Annotated in this window: 1 protein-coding gene and 1 tRNA gene; both read right to left on the bottom strand. The window is 50.1% G+C overall.

Going from position 1 to position 1,754, the window contains the following annotated elements:
• Positions 1-638: 638 nt before the first annotated feature.
• A tRNA-Arg gene (locus EGI32_RS11100) sits at positions 639-710 on the bottom strand.
• Positions 711-818: 108 nt separating this feature from the next.
• A partial coding sequence (locus tag EGI32_RS11095) for a bestrophin family protein (protein ID WP_255155439.1) occupies positions 819-1,754 on the bottom strand: 936 nt, incomplete at its 5' end.

The following is a 1,754-nucleotide window of genomic DNA, read 5'->3' as shown; positions in this document are numbered from 1 at the left end:
GTTACTGTGTGTGGTATCCTATGGATCATGGATGAGTTGATCCTTCAGGGCCATTTACAAAAACCGGAAGCCATTGATTTTTTAAATAAAATAATCAGCATTAACCCTCGCCTCCCAAAAAAAGAATGCGACCATAGATTGAAAGATTGGGGAACTCAAGGATAGTTATTGGTATGATTGTAATACATCGCCATGGTTGGTGGCTGTTGTACCAGGAACAATATCTACTTCAACTCTGGCAATGCCCCGGCGTGGCATCCCCGCCAGCCAGTTCACTGATGAAGTTTATTATAGTATTCACGGCAGGCCGGGAGCAGCATTCGAGCATCTATTTAAAAACTGTGCTTTGGGCAAAATGAAAAAACCTGCGTTAAGCAGGTTTCATTTTGTGGTCCCGCCAAGAATCGAACTTGCATCTAAAGTTTAGTCCCCACAGTACTGTGGGGATATTCTATCCATTGAACCACGGCTCTGGAGACAAATAAAAAAGCGAAGTATTCCTACTTCGCTTTGTGGTCCCGCCAAGAATCGAACTTGGATCTGAAGTTTAGTCCCCACAGTACTGTGGGGATATTCTATCCATTGAACCACGGCTCTAGGAGACAAATAAAAAAGCGAAGTATTGCTACTTCGCTTTGTGGTCCCGCCAAGAATCGAACTTGGATCTAAAGTTTAGGAAACTTCTATTCTATCCATTGAACTACGGGACCGTTTTGATACTCACCCATCGACTTATTCGCCGATTTCGGGAGGCAAAAGTAAGGTTTTTGCTTAATTTTTAAGCAATTGCCAAAAAGGTTTTCAATTTTTATTTTTTGCTACATGATGATGTTATTCACCGGCTGCACCCGGGCAGGTATCTCTTTTTCGCCGAGTATTTCCCGCAGGTCTATCTCTATGGTGCGGCAAATGGCCGTCATGGGGATGTCGTTTACCCCGTTTTCGAAAGGGTTTTCGCTGCGGTCGCCAATGAGTTCCATCACGTAAAAGATCCAGGAGATCACCACGCTCATGGGTATGGCCAGCCATACCAGGCTGTCGCCGCCGTATTTGGCCAGCTCGCCTATGAGGCCGAAGGGCAGCACCGCCGCCAGCATCCACACAAAGGTTTCGCTGAAGTGGGCGTACTGCCGCGGAAAGGGGTACGATTTGATGCGCTCGCAGGCCCCCTGCTGATCGTACAGCTGGGCCACACTATTGCCCAGCGCCACCTGTTTGTAGCTGTCGATGCAGCCCTTGGAAGCCAGGAAGTTGATGTGTTCGTTTTGCTTGCGCAAAATATGCGTGGCGGTATTGCCCTGGTTGTAAAGCGGCTCGGCCTCATCGGAGTGCAGGTAATGCTTGATCTCCTGCAGCAGGTTTTGGTTTACAAACGGGGTATCGTCGGTAACGATGGTGGTAAACGGGTCGTCCTTGATCTCCCAGATCTGGCGCTGCCTCAGCTGTATGCGCAGGGCATTGATGTAGGCCAGGTGGCGGTGCACCAGTATGCGCTTGTGCTCCTGCAGGGCTTCCTCGGTCATGCTTTCGCAGGGCTGCAGGTAATCGAGCAGCAGCACGGTAAAGCTGCGGCTGATATTGACCAGCGAGCCCCAGATCTTACGGGCTTCCCAGAGCCGCTCGTACGACGAGTTGTTTTTGAACCCTACATAAAACGCCACTGCCGTGCCCACCAACCCGATAGGCACAAACGGCAGCGCCAGGAAATGGAACCCGGCCAGCTCATACAGCCCCACCACCAGTATGGCATAGGC

Source organism: Ferruginibacter sp. HRS2-29 (assembly GCF_024343615.1).
In the GTDB taxonomy this organism is placed as follows: Bacteria; Bacteroidota; Bacteroidia; order Chitinophagales; family Chitinophagaceae; genus Ferruginibacter.
The sequence above is the reverse complement of the archived record's forward strand: the minus strand, read 5'-3'. Positions and strand labels throughout refer to the sequence as shown.